This is a genomic window from Streptomyces sp. NPDC059852, from assembly GCF_042731455.1.
In the GTDB taxonomy this organism is placed as follows: domain Bacteria; phylum Actinomycetota; class Actinomycetes; order Streptomycetales; family Streptomycetaceae; genus Streptomyces.
This window is the reverse complement of sequence record NZ_JBHWJK010000006.1, coordinates 292,295-317,973: the sequence shown is the minus strand read 5'-3', so window position 1 is coordinate 317,973 and position 25,679 is coordinate 292,295. Positions and strand designations below refer to the sequence as shown.

At 71.7% G+C, this 25,679-nt stretch carries 22 protein-coding genes and 1 riboswitch; of the genes, 14 read left to right on the top strand and 8 right to left on the bottom strand.

Annotation, left to right across the window (positions count from 1 at the left end; all coding sequences use genetic code 11):
* Positions 1–27: 27 nt before the first annotated feature.
* Entirely contained in the window at positions 28–1,881 is a 1,854-nt protein-coding gene (locus ACFV46_RS11010) for an ABC transporter ATP-binding protein (protein ID WP_385497794.1), read from the bottom strand.
* The gene (locus ACFV46_RS11005; protein ID WP_385497792.1) at positions 1,878–3,662 is read right to left on the bottom strand and encodes an ABC transporter ATP-binding protein; all 1,785 of its coding nucleotides are present in this window, start codon (positions 3,660–3,662) and stop codon (positions 1,878–1,880) included. The genes ACFV46_RS11010 and ACFV46_RS11005 overlap by 4 nt, the downstream gene beginning before the upstream one ends.
* A 207-nt stretch (positions 3,663–3,869) precedes the next feature.
* On the opposite strand from ACFV46_RS11005, the gene ACFV46_RS11000 reads away from it, so the two are divergent.
* From ACFV46_RS11000 to ACFV46_RS10985, 4 genes are read left to right on the top strand one after another with little or no spacing between them, the layout of a single operon-like run.
* On the top strand, positions 3,870–4,772 hold the full coding sequence (locus tag ACFV46_RS11000) for an ABC transporter ATP-binding protein (RefSeq protein ID WP_385497791.1): 903 nt from the start codon (positions 3,870–3,872) through the stop codon (positions 4,770–4,772).
* Positions 4,769–5,503, top strand: coding sequence for an ABC transporter permease (locus ACFV46_RS10995; protein ID WP_361933684.1), 735 nt, complete (start codon positions 4,769–4,771; stop codon positions 5,501–5,503). The genes ACFV46_RS11000 and ACFV46_RS10995 overlap by 4 nt, the downstream gene beginning before the upstream one ends.
* A 25-nt stretch (positions 5,504–5,528) precedes the next feature.
* The gene (locus tag ACFV46_RS10990; RefSeq protein WP_385497790.1) at positions 5,529–6,785 is read left to right on the top strand and encodes a sensor histidine kinase; all 1,257 of its coding nucleotides are present in this window, start codon (positions 5,529–5,531) and stop codon (positions 6,783–6,785) included.
* Positions 6,775–7,422 carry a response regulator gene (locus ACFV46_RS10985; RefSeq protein WP_385497789.1) on the top strand — a complete coding sequence of 216 codons (648 nt, stop codon included), beginning with the start codon at positions 6,775–6,777 and terminating at the stop codon, positions 7,420–7,422. Before ACFV46_RS10990 ends, ACFV46_RS10985 begins: the two co-directional genes overlap by 11 nt.
* Here the strand turns inward: ACFV46_RS10985 and glgX are convergent, their stop codons facing one another.
* A complete protein-coding gene (glgX, locus tag ACFV46_RS10980; RefSeq protein ID WP_385497788.1) occupies positions 7,423–9,678 on the bottom strand; it encodes a glycogen debranching protein GlgX in 2,256 nt (751 codons plus the stop codon).
* Positions 9,679–9,835: 157 nt separating this feature from the next.
* Here glgX and ACFV46_RS10975 point away from each other — a divergent pair, with 157 nt between their 5' ends.
* From ACFV46_RS10975 to ACFV46_RS10955, 5 genes are all read left to right on the top strand, one after another.
* A complete protein-coding gene (locus ACFV46_RS10975) occupies positions 9,836–11,083 on the top strand; it encodes an Ig-like domain-containing protein (RefSeq protein WP_376727442.1) in 1,248 nt (415 codons plus the stop codon).
* Between the two features lie 179 nt (positions 11,084–11,262).
* Positions 11,263–12,504 (top strand): Ig-like domain-containing protein, encoded by a 1,242-nt coding sequence (locus tag ACFV46_RS10970; protein WP_376727441.1) that lies wholly within the window; start codon positions 11,263–11,265, stop codon positions 12,502–12,504.
* A gap of 124 nt (positions 12,505–12,628) precedes the next feature.
* Positions 12,629–13,396 carry an enoyl-CoA hydratase-related protein gene (locus ACFV46_RS10965; RefSeq protein ID WP_361933702.1) on the top strand — a complete coding sequence of 256 codons (768 nt, stop codon included), beginning with the start codon at positions 12,629–12,631 and terminating at the stop codon, positions 13,394–13,396.
* Positions 13,397–13,690: 294 nt separating this feature from the next.
* Positions 13,691–14,194 (top strand): ATP-binding protein, encoded by a 504-nt coding sequence (locus tag ACFV46_RS10960; protein WP_062666485.1) that lies wholly within the window; start codon positions 13,691–13,693, stop codon positions 14,192–14,194.
* 98 nt (positions 14,195–14,292) lie between these two features.
* Positions 14,293–14,511 (top strand): EF-hand domain-containing protein, encoded by a 219-nt coding sequence (locus ACFV46_RS10955; protein WP_361933705.1) that lies wholly within the window; start codon positions 14,293–14,295, stop codon positions 14,509–14,511.
* 52 nt (positions 14,512–14,563) lie between these two features.
* Here ACFV46_RS10955 and ACFV46_RS10950 read toward each other — a convergent pair whose 3' ends face one another.
* From ACFV46_RS10950 to gcvT, 5 genes are all read right to left on the bottom strand, one after another.
* On the bottom strand, positions 14,564–15,121 hold the full coding sequence (locus ACFV46_RS10950) for a glycoside hydrolase family 25 protein (RefSeq protein WP_361933708.1): 558 nt from the start codon (positions 15,119–15,121) through the stop codon (positions 14,564–14,566).
* A 91-nt stretch (positions 15,122–15,212) separates the two neighbouring features.
* A complete protein-coding gene (locus ACFV46_RS10945; protein ID WP_385497786.1) occupies positions 15,213–16,580 on the bottom strand; it encodes an L-serine ammonia-lyase in 1,368 nt (455 codons plus the stop codon).
* Between the two features lie 103 nt (positions 16,581–16,683).
* Complete coding sequence (glyA, locus tag ACFV46_RS10940; RefSeq protein ID WP_283285940.1) at positions 16,684–17,961, bottom strand: serine hydroxymethyltransferase; 1,278 nt, start codon at positions 17,959–17,961, stop codon at positions 16,684–16,686.
* Positions 17,962–17,977: 16 nt separating this feature from the next.
* Positions 17,978–18,355 (bottom strand): glycine cleavage system protein GcvH, encoded by a 378-nt coding sequence (gcvH, locus tag ACFV46_RS10935; protein WP_361933713.1) that lies wholly within the window; start codon positions 18,353–18,355, stop codon positions 17,978–17,980.
* A 135-nt stretch (positions 18,356–18,490) separates the two neighbouring features.
* Positions 18,491–19,618: a glycine cleavage system aminomethyltransferase GcvT gene (gene gcvT, locus ACFV46_RS10930; protein WP_361933715.1), complete on the bottom strand. Its 1,128-nt coding sequence runs from the start codon at positions 19,616–19,618 to the stop codon at positions 18,491–18,493.
* A gap of 153 nt (positions 19,619–19,771) precedes the next feature.
* Positions 19,772–19,870, bottom strand: a riboswitch (glycine riboswitch).
* Between the two features lie 170 nt (positions 19,871–20,040).
* On the opposite strand from gcvT, the gene ACFV46_RS10925 reads away from it, so the two are divergent.
* The 5 genes from ACFV46_RS10925 to ACFV46_RS10905 all read left to right on the top strand — a co-directional run bounded on the left by ACFV46_RS10925 (position 20,041) and on the right by ACFV46_RS10905 (position 25,621).
* On the top strand, positions 20,041–20,709 hold the full coding sequence (locus tag ACFV46_RS10925; protein ID WP_361933717.1) for an AAA family ATPase: 669 nt from the start codon (positions 20,041–20,043) through the stop codon (positions 20,707–20,709).
* A 78-nt stretch (positions 20,710–20,787) separates the two neighbouring features.
* Positions 20,788–21,579, top strand: a complete 792-nt coding sequence (locus ACFV46_RS10920) for an enhanced serine sensitivity protein SseB (protein ID WP_376727440.1) — start codon at positions 20,788–20,790, stop codon at positions 21,577–21,579.
* 83 nt (positions 21,580–21,662) lie between these two features.
* Entirely contained in the window at positions 21,663–22,451 is a 789-nt protein-coding gene (locus ACFV46_RS10915; RefSeq protein WP_361933723.1) for an enhanced serine sensitivity protein SseB C-terminal domain-containing protein, read from the top strand.
* A 361-nt stretch (positions 22,452–22,812) separates the two neighbouring features.
* The gene (locus ACFV46_RS10910; protein WP_361933726.1) at positions 22,813–23,811 is read left to right on the top strand and encodes an ABC transporter permease; all 999 of its coding nucleotides are present in this window, start codon (positions 22,813–22,815) and stop codon (positions 23,809–23,811) included.
* A gap of 37 nt (positions 23,812–23,848) precedes the next feature.
* A complete protein-coding gene (locus tag ACFV46_RS10905; RefSeq protein WP_385497785.1) occupies positions 23,849–25,621 on the top strand; it encodes an ABC transporter substrate-binding protein in 1,773 nt (590 codons plus the stop codon).
* The last annotated feature ends 58 nt before the right edge of the window (positions 25,622–25,679 follow it).

Here is a 25,679-nt window from a genome sequence, read left to right as displayed (position 1 = left end):
TCCGTCGTCCGCGCGCCGCCCGGCGCCTCACGCCAGGCTGTCCCGCCAGGCCCGGTGCAGGTCGGCGAAGCGGCCCGTGCCCGCCACGAGGTCGGCCGGTGTGCCGTCCTCGACGATCCGGCCGTGCTCCATCACCAGCACCCGGTCGGCGATCTCCACCGTGGACAGCCGGTGGGCGATGACGACCGCCGTGCGGCCCCGCAGGACCGTCGCCATGGCGCGCTGCACGGCCCGCTCACCGGGGATGTCCAGCGAGCTGGTCGCCTCGTCGAGGATCAGCACCGCCGGATCGGCGAGCAACGCGCGCGCGAACGCCACGAGTTGCCGCTGTCCCGCCGAGATACGGCCGCCCCGCTTGCGTACGTCGGTGTCGTAGCCGTCGGGCAGCGCGGTGATGAAGTCGTGCGCCCCGATGGCCTTCGCCGCCCGCTCGATCTCCTCGCGGGTCGCGTCCGGCCGCCCGATCGCGATGTTCTCGGCGACCGTCCCGGAGAACAGGAACGCCTCCTGCGTCACCATCACCACCCCGCGCCGCAGCTCGGGCACCGCCAGGTCGCGCAGGTCCACGCCGTCCAGCAGGACCCGCCCCTCGGACGGGTCGTAGAACCGGGCGAGCAGCTTCGCCAGCGTCGACTTGCCCGCGCCCGTGGAGCCCACGACCGCCACGGTCTGCCCCGCCGGCAGCGTGAGGTCGAAGCGGGGCAGGACCTCGCCGCCGGTGCGGTAGGCGAACCGGACGCCGTCGAAGACGACCTCGCGGCCGGGGTGCTCGCCCGCCAGGGCCGGGAGCTCCCTCGGCGTGGCCGGCTCCGGCACGGACGGCGTCTGCGCCAGCAGACCGGCGATCTTCTCCAGGGAGGCCGCCGCCGACTGGTACGAGTTGAGGAACATGCCGAGCCGGTCGATCGGGTCGTACAGCCGCCGCAGGTACAGCACGGCCGCCGCCAGCACCCCGAGGGCCAGCGTGCCGCCCGCGACCCGGTAGGCGCCCCACAGCACCATCCCCGCGACCGCGGTGTTGGCGACCAGACGGGACCCGACGACGTACCGGGCCATCTCCAGCAGGGCGTCGCCGTTGGTGCGCTCGTGCCGGTGGTTGAGGACCTCGAAGTCGGCGTCGTTGGCGCGCTCCCGGCGGAACGCGCGCACCGGGCGGATGCCGTTCATCGTCTCCACGAACTTCACGATGACGGCCGCGATCGCCGTGGACCGCTGGGTGTAGACGCGCGCGGCCCGCCGCCGGTAGGACCGCACGAGCAGGTACAGCGGCACGAGGGAGGCCACGGCCACCGCGCCCAGCCCGAGGTCCAGCCACAGCAGCATCGCCGAGATGTAGACGAACGACAGGATCACGGTGACGAGTTCCTGCAGGCCCTCGTCGAGCAGCTCGCGCAGCGACTCGACGTCCGTGGTGGAGCGGGAGATCAGCCGGCCCGAGGTGTACCGCTCGTGGAAGTCGACGCTCAGCGCCTGCGCGTGACGGAAGATGCGCCCGCGCAGATCGAGCAGCACGTCCTGGTTCACCCGGGCGGACGTGCGGAAGAACGCGTACTGCAGGCCGCCGGAGGCCGCCGCGCACAGCAGATAGCCGGCCGCGACCGCGATCAGCGGCCCCAGGTCGTCCCGCCGGAACGCCGGCACCGCCGAGTCGATGGCGTACGCCACGAGCAGCGGCCCCGCCTGCACGGCCGCCTGCTGGAGCAGCAGCAACAGCGTGGTCAGCGCCACCCGGGCCTTCATGGGGGCCAGCAGGGACCGCAGCAGCGCGGCCGTGGCCCCCGGTGGCGAGGGCAGCGCGTCGTGGTCGAACGGGTCGTCCGGGGCCCCGGTGCGCCCGTCCGGCCGGTCCGTGCCCGGCGGGGTGGCGGTCGTCGCCGTCATCGGGCTGCCTCCTCGGCTCCGGCCATGAGATGCGCGTACTCGGTGTTGTCCCGCAGCAGTTCGTGATGGGTGCCGACCGCGGCGACGCGGCCCCCGGAGAGCAGGGCGACACGGTCCGCCAGCAGGACCGTCGACGGGCGGTGCGCCACGATCAGGGCGGTGGTCTCCGCGAGGACGTCCCGCAGGGCGGCCTCGACCAGCGCCTCGGTGTGCACGTCCAGAGCGGACAGCGGGTCGTCCAGCACGAGGAAGCGGGGGCGGCCCACCACCGCCCGGGCGAGTGCGAGACGCTGGCGCTGGCCGCCGGACAGGCTGAGCCCCTGCTCGCCCACCTGGGTCGCGGTGCCCTGCGGCAGGTCGTGCGCGAAGCCGGCCTGCGCGACCGCCAGGGCCCGCTCCAGCTCCGGCTCACCGGCGTCCGCGGCGGTCCCCATGAGAACGTTGTCCGCGACGCTCGCGGAGAACAGGGTGGGCTCCTCGAAGGCGACGGCCACCAAAGAGCGCAGCTCCTCGCGCGGCATCGCCGTGATGTCCCGGCCGTCCAGGGTGATGCGGCCCGACGTCAGCTCGTACAGCCGGGGCACCAGCGCGGTCAGCGTCGTCTTGCCGCTGCCGGTCGCGCCGACGAGCGCCAGGGACTCGCCTGGCCGGATGTGCAGGTCGACGCCGTCCAGGACGGGCGCCGAGCCCTCGGGTGCGTCCGGGTAGCGGAACCGCACGCCCTCGAAGCGCAGTCCCCGGCCGGCCTCGTCCTCGCGCGCCCGCGCCACCTCGCGGCCCTCGGGCACCGCGTCCATGACCTCGAAGTACCGCTCGGTGGCCGTCGCCGCCTCCTGGCTCATCGCCAGCAGGAAGCCGATCGAGTCCACGGGCCACCGCAGGGCCAGCGCCGTCGACAGGAACGCCACCAGGGTGCCCGCCGACAGGTCGCCGTCGGCGACCCGTACCGTGCCCAGCACCAGGGCCACGCCGATCGCCAGCTCGGGGAGCGTGATGATGACGGCCCAGATCGTCGCCAGCAGCCGGGCCTTGTGCAGCTCCGTGCCGCGCAGCGTCCGCGCCATCTCCCGGAACGCCCGGGACTGGCTGCGGTGCCGCCCGAACCCCTTGATGATCCGGATGCCGAGCACGCTCTCCTCGACGAGCGTCGTCAGGTCGCCGACCTGGTCCTGCGCGCGCCGCGCCACCAGCGCGTACCGCTTCTCGAAGACGACGCACATGACCATCACGGGCACCGCCGGCACCAGGATCACCAGCCCGAGCGTGACGTCCTGGACCAGCATGATGATGACGCCCACCAGGATCGTCACGCTGTTGACCAGCAGGAACGTCAGCGGGAACGCCAGGAACATCCGGACCAGCATCAGATCGGTGGTGCCGCGCGACAGCAGCTGCCCCGACGCCCACCGGTCGTGGAACGCCACCGGCAGGCGCTGCAGATGCCGGTACAGCTCCGCCCGCATCGACGCCTCGACACCGGCCAGCGGACGCGCCACCAGCCAGCGCCGCAGCCCGAACAACAGGGCCTCCCCGATGCCGAGAAGCAGCAGGAACAGCGCGCCGAGCCACACGCCCGCCGGGTCGCGGTCGGTGATCGGGCCGTCCACCATCCACTTCAGGACCAGCGGGATGACGAGGGCCAGACAGGAGGCGACGACGGCCACGGCGGCGGCGGTGAACCACCGCGCCCGCACCGGCCGCACGTACGGCCACAGGCGCAGCAGCGTGCGCACGGCGGATCGGTCGGACCTGGTCCCCGGGGTTTCCTGTGTAGTGGCCATCAGCAGCGAGCCTACGGTTCGCCACTGACACTTCCCACCGAGTTTCGGCCGGACCCCGGTCCGCCGCTGGTCCTACGACCTGCGTGTTCGGCGGGCCGTAGGACCGGCGGGCGGCGAGGTCGTACCCGCCCATCATCCGATCGGGGGATGCGTTTGCGAGCGGGACGGCCGATGCCGTGGTCCGGCCCGCGTCGCGAGGCTGAGGGCATGCCCGTCATCGAAGTCACCGATCTGCGCAAGTCCTACGGCGGCCGGACCGTCGTCGACGGCGTCTCCTTCACCGTCGAGGAGGGCGAGGTCTTCGGCATCCTCGGCCCGAACGGGGCGGGGAAGACCACCACCGTCGAGTGCGTCGAGGGTCTGCGCGTCCCCGACGCCGGCCGGGTGCGGGTCGCCGGCCTCGACCCCGTCGCCGACCACGACCGCCTCACCCGGGTCCTCGGCGCCCAGCTCCAGGAGGGCCGCCTGCAGGAGAAGATCACCGTGGGCGAGGCGCTGCGCCTGTACGCGGCCCTGCACCCGGCGCCCGCCGACTGGCGTCCGCTCGCCGAACGGCTGGGCCTGACCGCCCGGCTGGACACCCGGTTCGGCAAGCTGTCCGGCGGGCAGAAGCAGCGCCTGTTCATCGCGCTCGCCCTCGTCGGCGACCCGCGTGTCGTCGTCCTCGACGAACTGACCACCGGACTCGACCCGCGGGCCCGCCGCGACACCTGGCGGCTCGTCGAGGAGGTCCGGGACAGCGGGGTGACCGTCCTGCTCGTCACCCACTTCATGGAGGAGGCCCAGCGGCTCTGCGACCGCGTCGCCGTGATCGACCAGGGCCGCCTCGCCGCCCTCGACACGCCCGCCGGGCTCATCCGCCGCTCCGCCGGCGCCACCGTCATCACCTTCACGCCGTCCGCGCCGCTGGACGAGCGGGAGCTGAACGCGCTGCCCGGACTCGCCTCCGTCAGCCACAAGGACGGCCGGATCACCCTGGCCGGCGGCGACGAGACGGTGAACGCCGTCATCAGCCTGCTCGCCCGGCACCGCGTCACCGCCCACCACCTGCGCGTCGGCGACGCCACCCTGGACGACGCCTACCTGGACCTCACGGAGACCTCCTCATGAACACCGCCGTCCTGCGCACCGAGGCCCGGCTGCTCGCCCGGGAACCGGGGAGCCTGTTCTGGATCCTCGCCTTCCCGCCGCTGCTCCTGGTGATCCTGGGCGCCGTCCCCGCGTTCCGCGAGCCCCAGGACGCGCTCGGCGGGCTGCGCGTCGTCGACACCTACGTCCCCGTCACCGTGCTCGTCGGCCTCATCGTCGCCGGGGTGCAGGCGATGCCGGCCGGCCTCACCGGCTACCGGGAGCACGGCATCCTGCGCCGGATGGCCACCACACCGGTCCGCCCGTCGGCGCTGTTGTCCGCGCAGATGCTGGTGCACGCCGTCGCCGCGATCCTCTCCGCCCTGCTGACGCTCACCGTCGGCCGGATCCTCTGCGACGTGCACCTGCCCCGGCAGCCGTTCGGCTATCTGCCGGCGCTGCTCCTCGCCGTCCTCGCCGCCCTCGCGCTCGGCGCGCTGATCTCGGCGGTGTCCCGCACCGTGAAGATCGCGGGCGCGGTCGGCACGGTGGTGTTCTTCCCGATGCTGTTCTCCGCGGGTGTGTGGCTGCCGGTGCCGTCCATGCCGGACCTCATGGCGGACATCGTCGTCCTCACCCCGTTCGGGGCCGCCGCCCGCGCCCTCGGGGACGCCACGGCCGGCGACTGGCCCGGCTGGGCCGACCTGGGCGTGATGGCCGGCTGGGCGGTGCTGCTGTCGGGGGCGGCCGCCCGCTGGTTCCGCTGGGAGTAGGCGGCCCGCCGTGCAGACTGGTGCCATGACCCTGTCGGACCGGGACATCGAACGGCGCTGGCAGGTGATCCGCGCCAAGGGGCCGTACGTCCTGCTCGCCGTCGCCACCCTGCTGTCGCTGGCCACCGCCGAACTGACGCCCGGCGCGGGGGAGCGGACGGCGGTCGGCGCCCTGGTGCTCGCCGGCCTCGTGCTGCAGCTGTGGTGGGGCCGCACGAACCGCACCCGGCCCGGCCCGTCCGCCGCCGGGACCGTGTACTACGCGGTGCGCTGGGCCCTCGGCTTCGCGCTGACCTGGCTCAACCCGTTCTTCGCGTTCTACGCGGCCGCCGGCTACTTCGACGCCGAGGAACTGATGCGGGGGCGGCGGCTGCGCTGGGCCGGGCCGTTCGCCTGCGCGGTCACCGTCTCGGGCTCGCAGGCCGGCGGGCTGCCCTTCCAGCGGCCCGTGCAGTGGGCGGTGTTCGCCGGGCTGGTGCTGGTCAACAGCGTCCTCCTCGTCGTCGTCGGCCATCTCACCGCCCAGCAGGAGGAACGCTCCCGCGCCCGCGCCGAGACCATCGCCGAACTGGAGCGCGCCAACACCGCGTTGCACCAGGCCCTCGCCGAGAACGCCGCCCTGCACAGCCAGTTGCTCGTCCAGGCCCGGGAGGCGGGCGTCGCCGACGAGCGCCGCCGTCTCGCCGCCGAGATCCACGACACCCTCGCGCAGGGCCTGACCGGGATCATCGCCCAGCTCCAGGTCGTCGCAGGCGCCCCCGACCTGGCCACCGCCCGCACCCACCTCGACCGCGCCTCCGCGCTCGCCCGGCACAGCCTCGGCGAGGCCCGCCGCTCGGTGCACAACCTCGCCCCCGTCGCCCTGGAGCATGGCAGCCTGCCGCAGGCTTTGAAGGGCACGGTCGCCGAGTGGTCCGAACGCACCGGCACCCGCGCCGACTTCACCGTCACCGGCACCGCCGAGCACCTCCACGACGAACTGTCGGCGACCCTGCTCCGCATCGCGCAGGAAGCCCTGTCCAACACCGCCCGGCACGCGGACGCGACCCGGGTGGGCGTCACCCTCACCTTCCTCGGCGACGAGGTCATCCTCGACATCCGCGACGACGGCCGCGGCTTCGACCCGGACGCCCTGCCCGAACGCAGCCGTGACGGCGGCTTCGGGCTCGCCGGGATGCGGGCCCGCGCCGAGCGCATCGCCGGCTGCCTCGCCGTGGAGGCCGAACCGGGGCGCGGCACCGCCCTGTCGGCTCGCGTACCGTTGGTGCGCCATGAGCCCTGACGCGTCCCCCATCACCCTGCTGATCGTCGACGACCACCCCGTCGTCCGGGACGGACTGCGCGGCATGTTCGAGTCCGCGCCCGGCTTCACCGTGCTCGGCGAGGCCGCGAGCGGCGAGGAGGCCGTGGAGCGGGCCGCGGACCTCGACCCGGACGTGATCCTCATGGACCTGCGCATGCCGGGCGGCGGCGGGGTCGCGGCCATCGCCCACCTCACCCGCGCCGGCGCCCGCGCCCGGGTCCTCGTGCTGACCACCTACGACACCGACACCGACACACTGCCCGCCATCGAGGCGGGCGCCACCGGCTATCTCCTCAAGGACGCCCCGCGCGACGAGCTGTTCACCGCGGTCCGGGCCGCCGCCGAGGGCCGTACGGTCCTCTCGCCGGCCGTCGCCTCCCGGCTGGTCTGCGCCGTGCGCGCCCCCAGGAACGACCGCGACGAACCGCTGTCGGCACGCGAGCGCGAGGTCCTGGCACTGGTCGCCCGGGGCACCTCCAACCGGGAGATCGCCCGCGAGCTGTTCATCAGCGAGGCCACCGTGAAGACCCACCTCACGCACCTGTACGCCAAGCTCGGCGTCAACGACCGCGCGGCCGCCGTCGCCACCGCCTACGAGCGGGGCATCCTCGGCTGATCAGCCGGCCACCCGCAGCAGCAGCACGGCCCGCTCCGGCACGGTGATCTCCGTCCCCGCCGGCTGCTCCACGCCCGGCGCCCCGTCCTGCTCCTCCCGCGAGGTGTCGACCACCACCTCGTACCGCCGCGCCCACGGCGTCCCCGGCAGGACGAACCGCACCGGCCGGTGCCCGGCGTGCAGGACCACGAGGAAGCTGTCGTCGAGGACGGGCGCACCCCGCTCGTCCCGGCCCGGGATGTCCCGGCCGGACAGATACATGCCCAGCGTGGCGGCCGGCGCGTACCAGTCGGCCTCCGTCATCTCCGTGCCGCGCGCGGTGAACCAGGCCAGGTCGCGCAGCCCGTCCGCCGAGTGCGCCCGGCCCGAGAAGAACGCCCGGCGGCGCAGCACCGGATGGTCGTGGCGCAGCGCGATCAGCCGCGCCGTCAGATCGGACAGCGCCTTCCAGCCCGGCTCCTCCAGCAGCCCCCAGTCCAGCCAGCTGATCTCGTTGTCCTGGCAGTAGGCGTTGTTGTTGCCGCGCTGGGTGCGCCCCATCTCGTCGCCCGCGACCAGCATCGGCACGCCCGTCGACAGCAGCAGCGTGGTCAGCAGGTTCCGCAGCTGCCGCCGCCGCAGCGCGAGGACCTCCGGGTCGTCCGTCTCGCCCTCGGCGCCGCAGTTCCAGGACCGGTTGTCGTTCGAGCCGTCCCGGTTGCCCTCGCCGTTCGCCTCGTTGTGCTTGTGCTCGTAGGACACCATGTCCCGCAGCGTGAAACCGTCGTGCGCGGTCACGAAGTTCACCGAGGCGTACGGCCTGCGCCCGCCCCAGGCGTACAGGTCGCTCGACCCCGACAGGCGGTACCCGAGGTCCCGTACGTCCGGCAGGGCGCCGCGCCAGAAGTCCCGCACGGCGTCCCGGTAGCGGTCGTTCCACTCCGTCCACAGCGGGGGAAAGGCGCCCACCTGGTAGCCGCCCGAGCCGACGTCCCACGGCTCGGCGATCAGCTTCACCCGCCGCAGCACCGGGTCCTGCGCGATCACCGCGAGGAACGGCGACAGCATGTCGACGTCGTGCATCGAGCGGGCCAGCGCGGCGGCCAGGTCGAACCGGAAGCCGTCCACCCCCATCTCCGTCACCCAGTACCGCAGCGAGTCGGTGATGAGCCGCAGGACGTGCGGCTGGACGACGTGCAGGGTGTTCCCGCAGCCCGTGTAGTCGGCGTAGCGGCGGGCGTCCCCCTGCAGCCGGTAGTAGCCCCGGTTGTCGATGCCCTTCAGCGACAGCGTCGGGCCCAGCTCGCCCGCCTCCGCCGTGTGGTTGTAGACGACGTCGAGGATGACCTCGATCCCGGCCGCGTGCAGCGCGCGCACCATCCGCTTGAACTCGCCGACCTGCTGGCCGGTCGTCCCCGAGGCGGCGTACGCGGCGTGCGGGGCGAAGTAGCCGATGGAGTTGTAGCCCCAGTAGTTGCGCAGACCGCGGCGCAGCAGATGGTCCTCGTGCGCGAACTGGTGCACCGGCAGCAGCTCCACCGCCGTCACCCCCAGCCCCACCAGGTGCTCGATCGCCGCCGGGTGCGCCAGCCCGGCGTAGGTGCCGCGCAGGTCCTCCGGGATGCCGGGGTGCAGCCGGGTGAAGCCGCGCACATGCAGCTCGTAGATCACCGAGTCGGCCCAGGGCGTCTTCGGGCGGCGGTCGTCCTGCCACTCGTCGTCGGGGGCGTCGTCGTGCACGACCACCCCCTTGGGGACGTACGGCGCCGAGTCCCGCTCGTCGCGCACGGTGTCCGCGACATGCTGCTGGGGCCAGTCCCGGACATGGCCGTACACCTCGGGCGGCAGGCCGAAGTCGCCGTCCACCGCGCGCGCGTACGGGTCGAGCAGCAGCTTCGCCGGGTTCCAGCGGGCGCCGGTCCACGGGTCCCAGCGGCCGTGCACCCGGTAGCCGTAGCGCTGCCCGGGCATCACCCCCGGCACGAAGCCGTGCCAGATCTCGTGCGTCAGCTCGGTCAGCCCGGCGCGGGTCTCCTTGCCCCGCTCGTCGAACAGGCACAGCTCCACGGCCTCCGCCCCGCCCGCCCACAGCGCGAAGTTGGTGCCCGCCACCCCGTCCGGGCCCACCCGGAAGCGGGCGCCGAGCGGCACCGGCGTCCCCGGCCACACGGGCACCCCCGGCGCCCTGCCGCGTGCCCCGTTCACCGCGGTGGCCGGGCGCCCCTCCTCAGCGGCGACCGCCCCGGCCACCGCCTCCTGCTCGGCTGCGCTCGACACCTGACGGCCTCCCACGGCTCAGGGACCACACGCGTAGGGAAGGGGGCCGCGGGCGTCCCGTACCGCGGCTCCCCGTCGCGTCGTCTCCCCACTGTTCTGCCCACCGCGTAGCTCGCACTCACGTTTCCCCAGGGCCGCCCCCGTCGTTGGGGTCTTCGTGAGGCACGTACAAGGGCGCGCGCGGCGCGCGGTGGCCGTGGTGGCCGCCGTACTGACATGGGCGGGACTGCTGGCGGGAGTGGCCGGCTGCACCGAGGACGGCGACGCGGCCGGGCTCGACCGGCTGCTGAACAAGGCGCCTGCGGCCGAGGACGTCATCCGGGTGACACCGAAGGACGGCACCAAGGGCGCGTCCCCGGACGACCGGCTGCTGGTCCGGGTGCGCAGCGGGCGCCTGGAGTCGGTGCGGGTGGTGAAGTCGCAGGACGCCGAGGAGGCCCCGGTGCCCGGGCACATCTCCAAGGATGGCCTGCGCTGGGAGCCGGACGAGCCCCGGCTCGCGCTGGCCGCCCGGTACACGGTCGACGCGGTGGCCCTCGACGGCCACGGACGCCGCAGCGCACGGCACACGACCTTCACCACGTACGTCCCCGAGAAGCGGTTCATCGGCTACGTCACCCCCGAGGACCGCGCGACCGTCGGCACCGGGATGATCGTCTCCCTGGAGTTCAGCCGCGCGATCGCCCACCGGGCCGCCGTGGAGCGCGCCGTCCGCGTCACCGCCGAACCGGCCGTGGAGATCCGCCCGCACTGGTTCGGCGCGACCCGCCTGGACTTCCGCCCCGAGCACTACTGGAAGCCCGGCACCCGGGTCACCGTCGCGCTGGACCTGCGGGACGTCGAGGGGGCACCGGACGTGTACGGCCTGCAGCGCAAGACGTTCTCCTTCACCGTCGGCCGCCACCAGGTCTCCGTCGTCGACGCGGCCCGGCACACCATGGAGGTGCGGCGCGACGGCGCCCTTCTGACAACCGTGCCGGTCACCGCGGGCGCCCCCGCGACCACCACCTACAACGGCAAGATGGTGGTCACCGAGATGCTGGAGCTGACCCGGATGAACGGCGCCACCGTCGGCTTCAGGAAGGCCGACGGCAAGGGCGAGTACGACATCCCCGACGTCCCGCACGCCATGCGCCTGACCCGCTCGGGCACGTTCCTGCACGGCAACTACTGGGCGGACGCCTCGGTGTTCGGGCACAGCAACGTCAGCCACGGGTGCGTGGGGCTGCGGGACGTCAAGGGCGGCGGCTCCGACACCCCCGCGGGCTGGTTCTTCGACCGCAGCCTCATCGGGGACGTCGTCGAGGTCGTGCACAGCAACGACAAGCAGGTCGCCCCGGACAACGGCCTCGGGGGATGGAACATGGGCTGGAAGGACTGGAAGGCGGGAAGCGCCGTGAAGTAGGCGGCGGGCGGCGCCGGGTGGGGCGGCGGGGGGCCGTCCCACCCGGCCGGTGATGTTGGAACGAAACGGTGACAGACGCACCGACGTCGGCGACCTGACCTTGTGGTTAATATGCGCCGGTGAGCGCGGTGGACGCGCGGGGGATTGGGCCCGCTGAGGCCCGGGGGAGGGACACGGAATTGAACGTGCGGCCGATATGGGGGGCGTCGGTTGACGCACGCGCGCGGCGCGGACGCAAGGGCATGGCGGCACTGGCCGGAGTGCTGCTGCTGGCGGTCGCCGCGTGCGGGGGCGGCGGCGGATCGGACAAGGGCGCGGACGGGGCCAAGGGCGGGGACTCCTCGCAGGCCGAGGTCCGCAAGTCCAGCGCGGAGGTGACCATAGCCCCGAAGGACGGGGCGAAGTCCGTCGACACCAGCGGCGCGCTGAAGGTCACCGCGGCCAAGGGCAGGCTGACCGCCGTCGAGGTCAAGGACGCCAAGGGCAACGCGGTCGATGGCGAGATATCCGGCGACGGCGCCAGCTGGACGCCGTCCCGGCATCTCGCCGCCTCCACCACGTACACGGTGCACGCGGTCGCCAAGGACACCGAGGGTGTCGAGACCACGAAGGACTCCGACTTCACGACGCTCACCCCGAAGGCCACCTTCCTCGGCAGGTTCACCCCCGAGGACGGCTCCACGGTCGGGGTCGGCATGCCGTTCTCCCTCCGCTTCGACCGGGGCATCACCAACCCGGAGGACGTCGAGAAGGCCGTCACCATCAAGACCGAGCCGGCCGTCGAGGTCGCCGGCCACTGGTTCGGCAACGACCGCCTGGACTTCCGCCCCGAGAAGTACTGGAAGGCCGGTACCAAGGTCACCGTCGACCTCGACCTCGACGGCGTCGAGGGCCGCGACGGCGTCTACGGCAAGCAGGACAAGAAGATCACCTTCACCATCGGCCGCAGCCAGGTCTCCTACGTCGACGTGAAGACCAAGAAGATGAAGGTCACCCGCGACGGCAAGACCATCAGGACGATCCCGGTCACGACGGGCGCGCCCGGCTACGAGACCTGGAACGGCCAGATGGTCATGACCGAGAAGTTCGTCCAGACCCGGATGAACGGCGACACGGTCGGCTACGACGGCGAGTACGACATCAAGGACGTGCCGCACGCCATCCGCCTGACCGACTCCGGCACCTTCATCCACGGCAACTACTGGGCGAGCGGCGCCTTCGGCAACAGCAACGCCAGCCACGGCTGCGTCGGCCTGCGCGACGTCAAGGGCGCCTGGGACAAGAACGCCCCGGCCGCCTGGTTCTACAACCGCTCGATGATCGGCGACGTCGTCGTCGTGAAGAACTCCGCCGACGCCACGGTGGCCCCGGACAACGGCCTGAACGGCTGGAACATGTCCTGGGAGAAGTGGAAGGCGTAGGGCCCGCCTGGTGACGGCCTGACGGCCCTGGTGCGCTTCGCACCGGGGCCGTTCGCGTTCCCGGGCACGGCATGTGACCGACCGCACCCCTCCGCCGCGCGTTAGCCCCCGTTAACCTGCTCGCATGACCGTGAATCTCGAAGTCGCCGAAGGCGTCGGTACCCTCCGTCTCGACCGGCCGCCGATGAACGCGCTGGACGTCGCCACCCAGGACCGGCTCAAGGAACTCGCCGAGGAGGCGGGCCGCCGGGACGACGTGCGGGCCGTGGTGATCTACGGCGGGGAGAAGGTGTTCGCGGCCGGCGCGGACATCAAGGAGATGCAGGCCATGGACCACACGGCGATGGTCGTGCGGGCCCGGGCCCTGCAGGAGTCGTTCACGGCGGTGGCCCGCATCCCCAAGCCCGTCGTGGCCGCGGTGACCGGCTACGCGCTCGGCGGCGGCTGCGAGCTGGCGTTGTGCGCCGACTTCCGTATCGCCGCGGACAACGCCAAGCTGGGCCAGCCCGAGATCCTGCTCGGCCTCATCCCGGGCGCGGGCGGGACCCAGCGGCTGGCCCGTCTGGTCGGCCCGTCGAAGGCCAAGGACCTGATCTTCACGGGCCGGATGGTCAAGGCCGAGGAGGCCCGCGAACTCGGCCTGGTGGACCGCGTGGTGGCGGCCGACCAGGTCTACGCCGAGGCGCACGCCTGGGCGGCGAGGCTGGCCCAGGGGCCGGCGATCGCGCTGCGCGCGGCCAAGGAGTCCATCGACACCGGCCTGGAGACGGACATCGAGACGGGCCTCGCCGTCGAGCGGAACTGGTTCGCGGGCCTGTTCGCGACCGAGGATCGCGAACGCGGGATGCGCAGCTTCGTCGAGGAGGGTCCCGGCAAGGCGAAGTTCCTCTGACGCGTCCGCGCGGTCCGGTGAACCTCCGCCGCACCCCTTGCAATTGACGCTGTGTCTGACCCGGATCCCTCGATGGGGCGGCTTATGTCAGTCTTAAGGCAGCCTTAAGCGCGCCTTGTCGAGGGAGTCGGGCAAGGGCCGCCGAGAGGCCTTCCGCCGCAGCTCAGCGGGGCTGTGGAGGGCTCCGAACTGCCGGTGGCATATGCCGATCGGCTGCGGCGGAATGACCCCTTCCGGGGGGTGTATTCCTCGGGAACGGCCACGCGGAGCCCCGCGGACGGCCATGATGGGGGCATGGCGGGGCTGGAGGGTATCGAACAGCCGCGGGGACACAGCCGTGCGGCCGCGGCGCGCTGGTCGCCGGCGGTCGAGGACGACACTGCCGCGAAGGCGCTGGAGCTGTTCGGCAATCCCACGGAGGCCGAAGTTCCGCTGCCGTCCCGCCCCGAATCGGCCGCCACCGCACGCCGGCTGACCCAGACCGTGGTCCTGCGGCAGTGGGCCCTGAGTCCCAGAATGGCCGAGGACGCCGTCCTCCTCGTCTCCGAACTCGTCGGCAACGCCGTCCGTCACACCGGCGCCCGGGTCTTCGGCTTACGGATGCGCCGCCGGCGCGGCTGGATCCGGATCGAGGTCCGCGACCCCTCCCGCGGTCTGCCCTGTCTGATGCCGGTCCAGGAGATGGACGTCAGCGGCCGGGGGCTCTTCCTCGTCGACAAGCTCGCCGACCGCTGGGGCGTGGATCTGCTGCCCCGCGGCAAGACCACCTGGTTCGAGATGAGGGTCACCGAACGCTGAGGGCCGCCCCGCCGTCGCGAACGGATAATCTGACCTGCGGCAAAAAGCCAGCACGACTACGACTTGACGCGAGTACACGCGAACAGAGGGGCGGACCGGTGGCGCACATCGACATCGAGGAAGCACGCAAGCAGTTCGAGCGCATCGATGCGGACGGCGACGGCACCATCACCGCCGCCGAGTTCAAGACCGCCCTCGCCCAGGGCGGCGACTGGAACGTCACCGAGTCCGTCGCCGAGGCCATCATCAAGAGCCGCGACCTCAACGGCGACAAGGTGCTGTCCTTCGACGAGTTCTGGGCCTTCCTGAGCAAGTAGGACCGTCAGGACCCCTGTGAAGGGGCGCCCTCCCCTCAGGGAAGGCGCCCCTTCAGGCGTTCCCGGCCCACTCCCGCAGCGCCGCCTTGTCGGCGAAATTCCCGACGTTCTTGTCCAGCGGGTCGTCCGTGTACTGGTGGAAGCGCCACTTCGCCTTGATCCGCGGCTTGCCCTTGGTGACGTAGTCGGCGATCCACAGGCCGTCCCCGGCGTACGACGTGGTGTCGACGTTCAGCCAGTAGTGGCGGTTGCAGTACAGGACCACCCGGTTGTCCGGGCGCTTCTCCTTCAGGAGCCGGATGAACCGGTCCTTCTCCGCGTTGCTCGCGTGCGTGCCCTCGCCGGTCGTCTCCCAGTCGACGGCGAGGATGTCCCCCGCCTTCTCCGGCGCGTGCTTCAGGAAGTAGTCGGCCTGGGCGGTCAGGTTCCCGGGCCACAGGAAGTGGTAGTAGCCGACGACCAGGCCCGCGTCACGGCCGTGCCTGGTCTGGGCGGAGAGCTTCGGGTTGACGTACGAACGGCCCTCCGTCGCCTTGACGAAGACGAAGGAGAGGCCGTCGGTGTCGTAGGAGGAGGACTGGTACGCGCTCACGTCGATGCCGCGCAGCATGGGGGGACTCCCTGGGGTGCCTGGGGGGACAGGAGTTGACCTGGCTCATGCCCCACCGTGGCACGGCTGACGCGTCATCGACGTGGAATCGTCAACATTCGATGATGTTCACGGCGAGCCCTCCGCGAGCCGTCTCCTTGTACTTGACGGACATGTCGGCGCCCGTGTCCTTCATCGTCTTGATGACCTTGTCCAGGGACACCTTGTGCGAGCCGTCGCCGCGCATCGCCATCCGGGCCGCCGTGACCGCCTTGACGGCCGCCATGCCGTTGCGCTCGATGCAGGGGATCTGCACGAGACCGCCGACCGGGTCGCAGGTGAGGCCCAGGTTGTGCTCCATGCCGATCTCGGCGGCGTTCTCCACCTGCTCCGGGGAGCCGCCCAGCACCTCCGCCAGCGCGCCCGCCGCCATCGAGCAGGCCGAGCCGACCTCGCCCTGGCAGCCGACCTCGGCGCCGGAGATCGAGGCGTTCTCCTTGAAGAGCATGCCGATCGCGCCCGCGGCCAGCAGGAAGCGGACCACGCCCTCCTCGTCGGCGCCCGGCACGAAGTTGATGTAGTAGTGCAGGACGGCCGGGATGATGCCGGCCGCGCCGTTCGTCGGGGCGGTGACCACCCGGCCGCCGGCGGCGTTCTCCTCGTTCACGGCCATCGCGTAGAGCGTGATCCACTCCATGGCCAGCGCCTTCGCGTCCCCCTCGGAACGCAGCTTGCGCGCGGTGTTCGCGGCCCGGCGCCGCACCTTCAGCCCGCCGGGCAGGATGCCCTCGCGGGACATGCCCCGCGCCACGCACTCCCGCATCACCCGCCAGATCTCCAGCAGGCCCTCGCGGATCTCCTCCTCGGTGCGCCAGGCCCGCTCGTTCTCCAGCATCAGCGCCGAGATCGACAGGCCCGTCTCACGGGTCAGGCGCAGCAGCTCGTCGCCCGTGCGGAACGGGTACTTCAGGACGGTGTCGTCGAGCTTGATCCGGTCCTCGCCGACCGCGTCCTCGTCGACGACGAAACCGCCGCCCACCGAGTAGTACGTCTTCGTCAGCAGCTCGGCGCGCTGGGCGTCGTACGCCCACAGGGTCATGCCGTTCGCGTGGTACGGGAGCGCCTTGCGGCGGTGCAGGACCAGGTCGTCGTCGAAGGAGAAGGCGATCTCGCGCTCGCCGAGCAGCCGCAGCCGGCCCGACTCCTTGATCGACTCCACCCGCTGGTCGGCGGACTCGACATCCACCGTGCGCGGCGAGTCGCCCTCCAGGCCGAGCAGCACCGCCTTCGGGGTGCCGTGCCCGTGCCCGGTGGCGCCCAGCGAGCCGTACAGCTCGGCCCGGACGGCGGTGGCGGACTCCAGCAGGCCCTCGTTGCGCAGCCGGCGCGCGAACATACGGGCCGCCCGCATCGGGCCCACCGTGTGGGAGCTGGACGGGCCGATGCCGATCGAGAACAGGTCGAAGACCGATATGGCCACGGAAACTCCTCGGTGCGGGGTGGTGCGGGGTCGTGCGGGGGGCCTTCCCCGGGGGCCCCGCACCTTCGAGTGTGCGGGACGCCCCGGGGAAGGGACGACGGTCCTACTTGTTCAGACCGGCGTAGAGCGGGTGCTTGTCGGCGAGCGCCTTCACCCGGGCCTTGAGCGCCGCGGCGTCGTAGGACGGCTTCAGCGTCTCGGCGATCACGTCGGCGACCTCGGTGAAGTCCTCCGCGGTGAAACCGCGGGTGGCCAGCGCCGGGGTGCCGATGCGCAGCCCGGAGGTCACCATCGGCGGACGCGGGTCGTTCGGCACCGCGTTGCGGTTGACCGTGATCCCGACCTCGTGGAGGCGGTCCTCGGCCTGCTGCCCGTCCAGCTCGGAGTCGCGCAGGTCGACCAGGATCAGGTGCACGTCCGTGCCGCCGGACAGCACGTTCACGCCGGCCTCGCGGGCGTCCGCCGCGGTCAGCCGATCCGCGAGGATCCGGGCGCCCTCGACCGTGCGGCGCTGGCGCTCCTTGAACTCCTCGGAGGCGGCCACCTTGAACGAGACCGCCTTGGCGGCGATCACGTGCTCCAGCGGACCGCCCTGGAAGCCCGGGAAGACGGAGGAGTTCAGCTTCTTCGCGAACTCCTTGCTGCGGGCCAGGATGATCCCGCCGCGCGGACCGCCGAGCGTCTTGTGGGTGGTCGAGGTGACCACGTCGGCGTGCGGCACCGGGTTGGGGTGCAGCCCGGCCGCGACCAGACCCGCGAAGTGGGCCATGTCGACCCACAGGTAGGCGCCGGTCTCGTCGGCGATCCGGCGGAAGGCCGCGAAGTCCAGCTGCCGGGGGTACGCCGACCAGCCCGCGATGATCACCTTCGGGCGGTGCTCCTTGGCGAGGCGCTCCACCTCGTCCATGTCGACCAGACCGGTCTCGGCGTCCACGTGGTACGCGACCACCTGGAACTGCTTGCCGGAGAAGTTCAGCCGCATCCCGTGGGTGAGGTGGCCGCCGTGCGCCAGGTCCAGGCCCAGGATGGTGTCGCCCGGCTGGGCCAGCGCGAACAGCGCGGCCTGGTTGGCCGAGGCGCCCGAGTGCGGCTGCACGTTGGCGTACTCGGCGCCGAACAGCTCCTTGACCCGGTCGATCGCGATCTGCTCGGCGACGTCGACGTGCTCGCAGCCGCCGTAGTAGCGCCGGCCGGGGTAGCCCTCGGCGTACTTGTTCGTCAGGACCGAGCCCTGCGCCTCCATGACGGCGAGCGGAGCGAAGTTCTCCGACGCGATCATCTCGAGGGTGGACTGCTGACGCTCCAGCTCCGCGTCGAGCGCCGCGGCGACCGCCGGGTCCAGCTCGTGCAGGGGCGTGTTCAGAAGGGAGTTCTCAGACATGGGGGACTACGGCTCCTCAGCCGGCGGTGTGGGCGGCGTACTCGTCGGCGGAGAGCAGGTCGGCCGGCTCCTCCGTGACGCGCACCTTGAACAGCCAGCCGCCCTCGAAGGGGGCCGAGTTCACCAGGGCCGGGTCGTTCACCACGTCCTCGTTGATCTCGGTGACCTCGCCGGTGACCGGGGAGTACAGGTCGGAGACGGACTTCGTCGACTCCAGTTCGCCACAGGTGTCACCCGCGGTCACGGTCGAGCCGACCTCGGGGAGCTGGGCGTAGACGACGTCGCCGAGCGCGTTCGCCGCGAACTCGGTGATGCCGACCGTGGCGACGCCGTCCTCGGCGGTCGCGAGCCACTCGTGCTCCTTGCTGTAACGCAGCTGCTGGGGGTTGCTCATGGCCTGAATTCTCCTGTACACGCGGGAGTGCTGATGAATGGGGGACGGGGGACACGGACATGGCGGCGGGCGTGCGGGGTCGCACGCCGCCCTGCCAGTCTGTACGCGCGGCGGTGCTCGTGCCGCTCGCGGGTCCTACTTCTGGCGCTTGTAGAACGGCAGCGCCACGACCTCGTACGGCTCGTGGCTGCCGCGGATGTCCACGCCGACACCGGGGGTGCCCGGCGCCGCGTGCGCGGCGTCGACGTAGGCCATGGCGATCGGCTTGCCCAGGGTGGGGGAGGGGGCGCCCGAGGTCACCTCGCCGACGACCTCGCCGCCGGCGACGACCGGGTACCCGGCGCGCGGGACCCGGCGGCCCTCGGCGACCAGGCCCACCAGGACGCGCGGCGGGTCCGTCTCGGCCTTGGCGGCGGCCGCCCGGAGCGCCTCGCGCCCCACGAAGTCGCCCTCCTTCTCGAACTTCACCACCCGGCCGAGCCCGGCGTCGAAGGGGGTGAGCGAGGTCGACAGCTCGTTGCCGTACAGCGGCATGCCCGCCTCCAGGCGGAGCGTGTCCCGGCAGGACAGGCCGCAGGGGACCAGGCCGACGCCCTCGCCGGCCTCGGTCAGCGCCTGCCACAGCTCCACGGCGTGCTCCGGCTTCACGAACAGCTCGAAGCCGTCCTCCCCGGTGTAGCCCGTGCGGGCGATCAGGGCGGGCACGCCGGCGACGGTGCCGGGCAGGCCGGCGTAGTACTTCAGGCCGTCGAGGTCGGCGTCGGTGAGGGACTTCAGGATGCCGGGGGACTCGGGGCCCTGGACGGCGATCAGCGCGTACGCGTCGCGGTCGTCGCGGACCTCGGCGTCGAAGCCGGTCACCCGCTCGGTCAGGGCGTCGAGCACGACCTGGGCGTTGGAGGCGTTGGCGACGACCATGTACTCCGTCTCGGCGAGCCGGTACACGATCAGGTCGTCGAGGATGCCGCCGTCCGCCTGGCAGATCATGGTGTAGCGGGCGCGGCCGACGCCGACGGAGGCGATGTTGCCGACCAGGGCGTGGTTCAGGAAGGCCGCCGCCTGGGCGCCGGTGACCGTGATCTCACCCATGTGGGACAGGTCGAACAGGCCGGCCCGGGTGCGCACCGCGTTGTGCTCGTCGCGCTCGGAGCCGTAGCGCAGGGGCATGTCCCAGCCGGCGAAGTCGGTCATGGTGGCGCCGAGCGAGCGATGCAGGGCATCGAGCGCGGTACGGCGCGGTGCGGAGGCTGCGGTACTGCTCATCGGTCGGTCTTCTCCAAGGGCAGACGGGCGAGGAACGTTCCTCCCCATCTGTCATCGGAACCTGAGAGGTTCGCCACGACCCCCGGAGGGGAAGTTCATGGCTTGCACCTTGGGTGGAGCCACCGCGCACGGTGGCCCGCTTTTCAGATGTGCCTCGCCCGCGCGGTAACGGGGCCTGAGAGATTCAAGGGAGGGACTTGCTCCTTCGGCGCCCCGGCGGCGTACTGCCGGGGACTCTCCCGCGCGGATTCAAGCGGCCGGTATGCAGTTGGCGCCGCCATCATCGCATGCCCGGCCCCCTCTGCCCCAGGCCACATCTGTAACCGGCCTGTGGCAGTAAGCGAACGAAATCGGAGGCGAGACTCCATTACCTTCTCTTTACACACGGTGGGGACGGGGAAGCCTGTATGCGGAGGAGGACGATGACGGTGAAGCGCACCTCGGCGTACGCCACGACCTCGGGCATCGCCCTGCCCGGGCAGCCGGCGGCCCCCGCCGTCGGGACCGCCGCGCCCGCGCCCGTCGTCCGCGATCTGCGCGAGCGGTCCGGCCGCGGCCCGCACGCCCTGCTGTTCGGCCCACGCGACCTCGTCGTGATCACCGGTCTGCCCGGCAGCGGCAAGTCCACCCTGATGCGGCGGACCGTGCCCGGCCCGCGCGTCGACTCCCAGGACACCCGGGACCGCTGGGACGCCCGGATGCCCCGCCTCCTGCCCTACGCGTTCTACCGGCCCCTGGTCCGCCTCTCCCACTACGCCGGGCTGCGCCGCGCCGTCCGCCGCGGGGGCGGGCTCGTCGTGCACGACTGCGGCACCCAGGCGTGGGTGCGCGGCTGGCTGGCCCGGGCGGCCCGGCGCCGCGGCGGAGTCCTGCACCTGCTGGTGCTCGACGTCGACCCGGACACCGCGCTGGCGGGACAGCGCGAGCGCGGCCGGGGCGTCTCCCGGTACGCCTTCCTGCGCCACCGGCGCGCCGCCTCCCGGCTGATGCGCGCGCTCACCGCCGGCGACCTGCCCCGGGGCTGCGGCTCCGCGGTGCTGCTCGACCGGGACGCGGCCGCGGCGCTGCGCCGGATCGGCTTCACGGGCTGACCGGGCCCCGCCGGACGGCGGGGACCCCGGTAGCCTTTCGATCCTCAGACGTGATTCACAGCAGGCGGTCACCCACAGATGGACTTCGCAGCGGATCTCCCGGCGGACTTCCCGGCAGGCTCACCTCTCCACCCGCACGGCGGCTGGCCCGGCAACGAACTGGAGGAGGTGCTCTCCGCCTCCCTCGGCCGGCCCTCGGCCGGCGCCCGGATCGTGGAGGTGCTGGGCCGCAGCTTCGTCTGGGTCCCGCTGCCCAACGGCGGTGGCCCGCACAGCGGTCCGCTCGACCTGCCCGGCATGGAGATCGACGGCCAGGGCTATGTCCCGGTGTTCTCCTCCGAGGAGCAGTTCCGGCAGGTCGTCGGCTCCCACATGGCGTACACCGTCGCCCCGGCCGTGGAGTTCGCCCGTGGACTGCCCCCGCACGTGGGCATCGCCGTCAACCCGGGCGGCGTGGTCGGCGTGCCGCTGCCCCCGGCGGCGGTGGCCGAGGTGTGCCGGGCGGGCCGCACCCCGCTGGACGGCCCCGCCTCCGGCGGCCGCGTCAAGCTCTACGAGCCCGACTGGCAGGACGACCCGGTCGACTTCCTGTCCGCCGCCTCGGCCGAGTTCGCCGCGACCGGCGTCGTCGCCACCGCCCGCCGCTGTCTCGCCGCGATCGAGACGGGCCCGCCGGTCATGTTCGTCGGCGTCGAACTGACCCACTGGGAGGGCGATCTGAGGGCGGCCCCCACCGACGCCCTGGGCCGCGCCCTCGGCCGCATCCCCGTGCCCTGGCCGGTCAACCTGGTCCTCCTCGACGTGGCCCAGGACCCGGTCATCGACTGGATGCGGGCGAAGGTCCGCCCCTTCTACACCCGCGAGCCCTGAGACCCCGAGCGGAGCGCCCAGGATCCGAACGGCAGGCCCTAAGCTGGGCTCAAAGCCAGGTTCTCCCGAAGGGGCGGTAAAACGTGAGCGCGAGCGGCACAACCTCGACCGGGCAGGTCGAGCACATGCTGCGCCAGGTGACCCCCGGGCGCTACGACGCCTACGAGGCCCTCCTGCGCGCGCTCGCCACCCCGGCCACCGGCCAGGTCTGGATGCTGCTGTGGCACGGTCAGGCGGGCTCCCCGGACGCCCAGTACGGGAACATGGAGGTCGAAGGACACGGCTACGCCCCGTGCGTCACCTCCGCGCAGGAGCTGTCGGCCAGCGGCTGGAACCGCAGTTACGAGGTCGTCGACGGGCTCGACGTGGCCCGCACCCTCTACCCCGACCACTACGGCCTCTGGCTGAACCCGCACGCCCCCGGCGGCGGCGTCGGCATCCCCTGGCTCGACCTGCGCCGGATCGCCACCGGCCTGGACCGCCAGCCCGCGGGCCCGCTGCGGCTGTCGGAGCCCGCCATCGAGATCCCGCAGTTCTACGCCCTCCTCGCGCAGAACGCGCACCGCACCCCGGCCGTGCGCACCCTGCGCCGCGCCTGGGTGCAGCCCGCGCTGGGGGCGCCGTATCTGGCGATCGGCCTGGACGTGTACGACACCAGCCCGCCCGCCGTGGACGCGGTGCGCTCGATGATGCTCCAGTCGGTCACCGCGGTCCCGGACGGACTGCCGGTCTCGACCGTCGCCCTGGCCGACGAGGACGACCCGGTGGCGCTGTGGATGCGGGCGGCCGCGCGGCCGTTCTACGACCGCGAGGCACACGCCCCCGCCCCCGCCGGAGGCTATGGCTACCCTCCGGCACAGGGCCGTTACTGAGCATTCGCTTGCGCTTGAGCCGTTTCCTCCCACCCCCCTCTGTCGTAGGCGCGAGCGTCTTCCCGGCGTGGTTTCGCAGGTGAATCTCCGCGCGTAGATGCGATCGGAAGGTCCCGGTCCGCCCTCATACGCCCCAACTGGTGCGCGTCCGGCCCCTGTTACCCACTGTTCGGATAACGGAATCCCCCAAACAGCATCACGGTTGCGCATCCTTTCCCCGTTGGCTCTGGCGACTGATCACTCCCGCATTGAAGACTCCCCGCTAGGCAGGGCCGGTCGGCCCTGTGTGCGAGTGAGAGCAACCGCTACCGCGGCAGCCAGGGGGGTCGGCAACCGCCGGCCGAGAGGGGTCAATTCCACTGTGACCGCACCGATCGAGACAACGGGAGCGGAGGCTGGAGCACAGCCTGAGGCCGTGCTCTCCGGGATCGAGAAGAGCCAGATCGAGGGGCGCTCCCTGGGGCAGATCGCCTGGTCCCGCTTCAAGAAGGACAAGGCGGCCGTCGCCGGCGGCGTCATCGTCGTCCTGCTGATCCTGCTCGCGATCCTGTCGCGTCCCCTCCAGGCGATGCTCGGCCTGGACCCCAACGCCCTCAACCAGGACCTCATCGACCCCAACACCTCGCTGCCCAAGGGTGACTTCGGCGGCATGAGCTGGGACCACCCGCTGGGTGTCGAGCCGAAGTTCGGCCGCGACATCGCCACCCGCATCCTCGAGGGCTCCTGGGTCTCGCTGGTCGTCGCCTTCGGTGCCACGCTGCTGTCCAACACGATCGGCGCCATCCTCGGCGTCGTCGCCGGGTACTACGGCGGCCGGGTGGACACGATCATCAGCCGTCTGATGGACACCTTCCTGGCGTTCCCGCTGCTGCTGTTCGCCATCGCCATCTCGGCCACCCTGCAGGGCGGTGCCTTCGGCCTGGAGGGCCTGCCGCTGCACATCAGTGTCCTGATCTTCATCATCGGTTTCTTCAACTGGCCGTATCTGGGCCGCATCGTCCGCGGCCAGACCCTGGCCCTCAGGGAGCGCGAGTTCGTCGACGCCTCCCGGGGCATGGGGGCCAAGGGGCCGTACATCCTCTTCCGGGAGCTCCTCCCGAACCTGGTCGGCCCGATCATCGTCTACTCGACGCTGCTCATCCCGACGAACATCCTTTTCGAGGCCAGCCTGAGCTTCCTCGGTGTCGGCATCCAGCCCCCGCAGGCATCGTGGGGCGGCATGCTCAACCAGGCGGTCGACTTCTACGAGGTCGACCCGCAGTTCATGATCGTGCCCGGCCTCGCCATCTTCGTCACCGTCCTGGCGTTCAACCTGCTCGGCGACGGTCTTCGTGACGCTCTCGACCCGCGCAGCCGCTGACCCGCGGCCGGATCGAGAGTCCCAGAGATTTCCAACAATGGAGGGGAAGCAGACCATCATGCGAAGGTCAGTGCTGGCCGCGGTTGCGGTCGTCGGCAGTGCGAGCTTGCTGCTTTCGGCCTGCAGCAAGGCCGATGACAAGTCGGACAACAACGGATCGAAGTCGGCTGGGGCCAACGCCGCGACCAAGGACGTCGTCAACGCCTCCACCCAGAAGGGTGGGACGGTCACGTACGAGTACTCCGACGTCCCGGACTCCTTCGACCCGGGCAACACGTACTACGCGTACATGTACAACCTCAGCCGGCTGTACGCCCGCCCGCTGATGACGTTCAAGCCCGGCGCCGGCGAGTCCGGCAACGAGCTGGTCCCGGACCTGGCCTCCGCCCCGGGCGAGCCCAGCGACGGCGGCAAGACCTGGACGTACAAGCTGCGTCCGGGCCTGAAGTACGAGGACGGCACCCCGATCACGTCCAAGGACGTGAAGTACGCCGTCGAGCGCTCCAACTTCGCGCGTGACGTGCTCTCCCTCGGCCCGAGCTACTTCCAGCAGTTCCTCGAGGGCGGCGACAAGTACAAGGGCCCGTACAAGGACAAGAGCGACAAGGGCATCTCGTCCATCCAGACGCCGGACGACACCACCATCGTCTTCAAGCTGAACCGCGCCTTCCAGGAGTTCGACTACCTGGTCGCCACCCCGCAGACGGCCCCCGTGCCGAAGGCGAAGGACACCGGCGTCGACTACGTCAAGAAGATCGTGTCGTCGGGCTCCTACAAGTTCGAGAGCTACCAGGAGGGCAAGGAAGCCGTCCTGGTCCGCAACGAGAACTGGGACGCCAAGACCGACCCGCTGCGCAAGCAGTACCCGGCCAAGGTCGTCGTCAAGCTGAAGGTCAACGCCGAGACCATCGACCAGGACGTCATGGCCGGCAAGGCCATCGACCTCGGTGGTACGGGCGTCCAGGCCGCGACCCAGGCGAAGGTCGTCAACTCCTCGGACCAGAAGGCCAACACCGACAACACCTACGGTGGCCGCCTGGTCTACATGGCGATCAACACCAAGCTCGCGCCGTTCGACAAGGTCGAGTGCCGCAAGGCCGTGGAGCTCGCGGTCAACAAGGTCTCCGTGCAGACCGCTCTCGGCGGCCCGATCCGCGGTGACATCGCCTCCACCGTCCTGCCGCCGGACATCCCGGGCTACCAGAAGTCCGACCTGTACGCCACGCCGGGCAACAAGGGCGACGTCGCCAAGGCCAAGGAGCAGCTGAAGGCCTGCGGCAAGACGTCGATCAACACCAACATCTCGGCGCGCAGCGACCGTCCCGCGGAGATCGACGCGGCCACCGCGATCATCGACTCGCTGAAGAAGGTCGGCATCAACGCCAGCCTGAAGCAGTTCCCGTCGGGCAAGTACTTCACCGACGCCGCGGGTGTCCCGAAGTTCAACAAGAAGCAGAACATCGGTCTGCACATGATGCAGTGGGGTGCCGACTGGCCGTCCGGCTACGGCTTCCTGCAGCAGATCCTGCACAGCGACGCGATCGGCGAGTCCGGCAACACGAACCTGTCGCAGCTGGACAACAAGGACGTCGACTCCCTGCTGGAGAAGGCGATCGCCAGCGAGGACCAGGGCGAGCGCGACAGCCTCTACGCCGAGATCGACAAGAAGGCGATGGAGGAGGCGGCCCTCGTTCCGCTGACCTACTTCAAGGTCCTGCTGTACCGCCCCGCCGGCTTCACCAACCTGGTGTCCACCGCGGCCTTCAGCGGTCAGTACGACTACCTCAACATCGGCACGACCAAGAAGTAGCCCCGGAAGGCAGGTGAAGGCTTTGGTGCCCGCGGGCCTCGCGGCCCGCGGGCACCAG

What these genes read in the sequence shown, in the direction of transcription:
- ACFV46_RS10905 (WP_385497785.1), top strand. Translation starts at nt 23,849, where the DNA reads ATGGAGGGGAAGCAGACCATCATGCGAAGGTCAGTGCTGGCCGCGGTT.
- glyA (WP_283285940.1), bottom strand. Translation starts at nt 17,961, where the DNA reads ATGTCTGAGAACTCCCTTCTGAACACGCCCCTGCACGAGCTGGACCCG.
- ACFV46_RS10995 (WP_361933684.1), top strand. Translation starts at nt 4,769, where the DNA reads ATGAACACCGCCGTCCTGCGCACCGAGGCCCGGCTGCTCGCCCGGGAA.
- ACFV46_RS10920 (WP_376727440.1), top strand. Translation starts at nt 20,788, where the DNA reads ATGGACTTCGCAGCGGATCTCCCGGCGGACTTCCCGGCAGGCTCACCT.
- ACFV46_RS10925 (WP_361933717.1), top strand. Translation starts at nt 20,041, where the DNA reads ATGACGGTGAAGCGCACCTCGGCGTACGCCACGACCTCGGGCATCGCC.
- ACFV46_RS10990 (WP_385497790.1), top strand. Translation starts at nt 5,529, where the DNA reads ATGACCCTGTCGGACCGGGACATCGAACGGCGCTGGCAGGTGATCCGC.
- ACFV46_RS10985 (WP_385497789.1), top strand. Translation starts at nt 6,775, where the DNA reads ATGAGCCCTGACGCGTCCCCCATCACCCTGCTGATCGTCGACGACCAC.
- gcvH (WP_361933713.1), bottom strand. Translation starts at nt 18,355, where the DNA reads ATGAGCAACCCCCAGCAGCTGCGTTACAGCAAGGAGCACGAGTGGCTC.
- ACFV46_RS11010 (WP_385497794.1), bottom strand. Translation starts at nt 1,881, where the DNA reads ATGACGGCGACGACCGCCACCCCGCCGGGCACGGACCGGCCGGACGGG.
- ACFV46_RS11000 (WP_385497791.1), top strand. Translation starts at nt 3,870, where the DNA reads ATGCCCGTCATCGAAGTCACCGATCTGCGCAAGTCCTACGGCGGCCGG.
- ACFV46_RS11005 (WP_385497792.1), bottom strand. Translation starts at nt 3,662, where the DNA reads ATGGCCACTACACAGGAAACCCCGGGGACCAGGTCCGACCGATCCGCC.
- gcvT (WP_361933715.1), bottom strand. Translation starts at nt 19,618, where the DNA reads ATGAGCAGTACCGCAGCCTCCGCACCGCGCCGTACCGCGCTCGATGCC.
- ACFV46_RS10950 (WP_361933708.1), bottom strand. Translation starts at nt 15,121, where the DNA reads ATGCTGCGCGGCATCGACGTGAGCGCGTACCAGTCCTCCTCCTACGAC.
- ACFV46_RS10960 (WP_062666485.1), top strand. Translation starts at nt 13,691, where the DNA reads ATGGCGGGGCTGGAGGGTATCGAACAGCCGCGGGGACACAGCCGTGCG.
- ACFV46_RS10965 (WP_361933702.1), top strand. Translation starts at nt 12,629, where the DNA reads ATGACCGTGAATCTCGAAGTCGCCGAAGGCGTCGGTACCCTCCGTCTC.